The sequence below is a fragment of the Mesorhizobium sp. M2A.F.Ca.ET.067.02.1.1 genome (assembly GCF_004023285.1).
GTDB lineage: Bacteria > Pseudomonadota > Alphaproteobacteria > Rhizobiales > Rhizobiaceae > Mesorhizobium.
In genome coordinates this window covers 1-2,708 of the sequence record NZ_RZSB01000788.1, presented here as the reverse complement: position 1 = coordinate 2,708, position 2,708 = coordinate 1, and the positions used below count along the sequence as shown (strand labels likewise).

Here is a 2,708-nt window from a genome sequence, read left to right as displayed (position 1 = left end):
AGCATGGAGGCCGGCATCGAGCGGGTCTCCAAGGAGCTTGCCAGGACCTATCCCTCGCTCAGCCAGAACCTGATCCTGGTGTCGCTGGAGCTGCGCGCCGGGCGCAGCCTGGACGACGCGCTCAAGGCGCTCGCCGACCGTCTCAGCCTCGACGAGGTGCGCTCCTTCGCGACCCTGCTGCAGCAATCCAAGGAACTCGGCACCAGCCTGTCGGGCTCGCTGCGCGTCTTCTCCGACGAAATGCGGCACAAGCGCATGTCGCTGGCGGAGGAGAAGGCGCATGCCTTGCCGGCCAAGATGTCGGTGCCAGTGACGGTCTGCATCCTGCCGGTGGTGCTGATGATCGCCATTATTCCGATCATTGTGAAGCTGACGGCGCATCACTGAGGTATGCTGATATTCGGGTGAGGCCGGCCTGCGAATAGCGACTTTCTGCGCTTCCGGTGCTCACGTACTTCAAGTACGCTCCGCTCCGGTTCTCGAAAGCCACTATTCTCGACACGGCCTGACCCGAATCTCAGCATACCTCAACCATCGCTGGTCGGCTGGTTAACGCATTCTTGGCGGGCAACCAAAATTTAGCTGCATTTCGGCACCGAAGCTTAATCGCTCTCCTGTAGCGTCTTTTCGTGAAGAACGACCCGGCAAATCGGGCGATGGGGCAGGGGCATGCGTCAGAGACTTCCCAAGGCAGCGGCGGCATTGGCGGCCGTCTTGATGATTACCGGCTGCACGACGAACAACAACGTCGACACGACCAAGACCACGGCGATCCAGCCGGTGGCCAAAGATGTCAGCGCCAATGATCTCGTCGAAGGCAAGGCGCAGTTCCGCGAGGCGAATTTCGGCCTGGCCGAACAGCATTTCCGCAAGGCGGTCGAGCTCAGATCCGACAATGCCGAAGCCTGGATGGGGCTTGCCGCTTCCTATGACGAGCTCGGCCGTTTCGACTTCGCCGACCGCGCCTATGCGCAATTGTTGAAGGTCGCCGGCCGCAAGCCGCAGATCGTCAACAATATGGGTTATTCGCAGCTTCTGCGCGGCAACAGGAAGAAGGCGCGTGCGCTGCTCCTCGAAGCCAAGGCCGGCATGGCCGACCAGACGGTGGTCAACGCCAATCTGGCACTCCTGAACAAGAGCTAGAGCCTTATCGGGCTTGGCTTAAATCGTTCCGCCCGAATTCCTCGGCCGCCGGCCGAACGCCGTTTCAGCGAAACGCGACAAGTTCCACCCGTTACAATTTTCGTTTGTCGATTGGCGAAATCAAAGCGACAGGGTTGAATTTCCGGCTGGCGGACGCACGCCTGTCAACCGGCTTACCAGGTGTACAACGTCGGGCGAATATCGTTTTTCGCGGGGATCGCCTCGCGCTGGTGAAAAGAACTGTTTCAATATAAACCAACAATTTCTAGTCTTCGCTTCTGCTGGATGCAGTAGTGGATGCTTTGTAAACCTTGTCGGAAGGTTGGGTCGAAAGGTTAGCTGAAAACGGTATCAGCGGGCCGCCGTTAACCTAGAATGCAGCGTCACTGACCACTCCCAAGAGGCGGCGGCTCAACAATGTTGGATTTTAGTTCGCTCCTGCTCGCGGCGGCGTTGTCGGGTACGTGCCTCAGCATCACCATGCTTGCGATCTGGCTCACCGCTCCGCGGGCGCCCTTCGTGCTGACGGTGGCGTGCGGCATCCTTGTGCTTGTCGCGCATGTCGTTCTGTTCTGGCAATACAGCAAGGAGCCCAACCCCTGGCTCTGCCAGGCAGTGCTGGTGCTGCTCAGCCTGGGTTTCCTCATCATCTGCCTGTCGGCGATGCAATATCTGGGCGTCGGCAACCATGGTAGCGTTGTTCTGCCGACATTGGCAGCCATGGCCGCCGGCGCCGTCTTCACCTATCTCGGATTCGACGGCATCGGTTTCCTCATCACCTATTCGGCCGTCACGGCGCTGCTCGCGGCGATCGGAACGATGTTCTGGATGAAGGGCGATCACGACCGCAGGATCCTGCTCGTCGTCTCGTTCCTGAGCGGAGCCTGCGGCTTGTCCTTCGCGCTGTGCGGCCTGGTGTTGCTGGTGCAAGGGCAATGGGTTCTCGGTGCTGCGCCCGACAACTGGGCGGAGCGGTTGAACACCGTCGTCGCGGTTGCCTGCATGACCGGCCTCGGGGCGCTGACGCTTTCGCTGCATCATCTGCAAGCGCAGATCGAGCTCAAGGCCGAGACCATGACCGATCCGTTGACCGGCCTGATGAACCGCAGGGCGCTCAACGAACTCTACGGCGATCGCAGCTTCGGTCCGTTCATGGCGATCGCGATGTTCGATCTTGACCATTTCAAGACGACCAACGATGTCTTCGGCCATCCCGTCGGCGACAAGGTCCTTTGCCGCTTCGCGGCGGTGATCAAGAAATATGGCAGGACAGGGGTCGACGCCTTCCGGCTCGGCGGCGAGGAGTTCGCGATCGTCATGTCGCGGATCACGCCTGAAAAGGCGCATGACATGGCAAGCCGCATCGGCGTCGCCTTCGGCACCGAGATCGTCGCGACGCATCGCGGCCCGCTGCGCAGCAGCGTCAGCGGCGGCATGGGATTTGGCGCAGCTAGTGGCCGGACCCTGGACGAGGTGCTGGCCGAAGCGGACGCCGCGCTCTATGCCGCCAAGCGCGCCGGGCGGAACCGCGTTATCGCCCAACGAGAACAGGGCCAGCCCGATAG

Annotated in this window: 3 protein-coding genes; all 3 read left to right on the top strand. The window is 61.0% G+C overall.

Annotated features, from left to right (window positions below; translation table 11 throughout):
- Positions 1–387 (top strand): type II secretion system F family protein (locus EOA28_RS31800; RefSeq protein ID WP_148670985.1); only part of this gene is annotated, 387 nt, incomplete at its 5' end.
- A gap of 282 nt (positions 388–669) precedes the next feature.
- Positions 670–1,143 (top strand): hypothetical protein, encoded by a 474-nt coding sequence (locus EOA28_RS31795; protein WP_127252984.1) that lies wholly within the window; start codon positions 670–672, stop codon positions 1,141–1,143.
- Between the two features lie 417 nt (positions 1,144–1,560).
- The coding region (locus EOA28_RS31790) for a GGDEF domain-containing protein (RefSeq protein WP_148670984.1) at positions 1,561–2,708 on the top strand (1,148 nt) is incomplete at its 3' end.

Coding starts and splice junctions, on each gene's coding strand:
- EOA28_RS31795 (WP_127252984.1), top strand. CDS start 670: ATGCGTCAGAGACTTCCCAAGGCAGCGGCGGCATTGGCGGCCGTCTTG.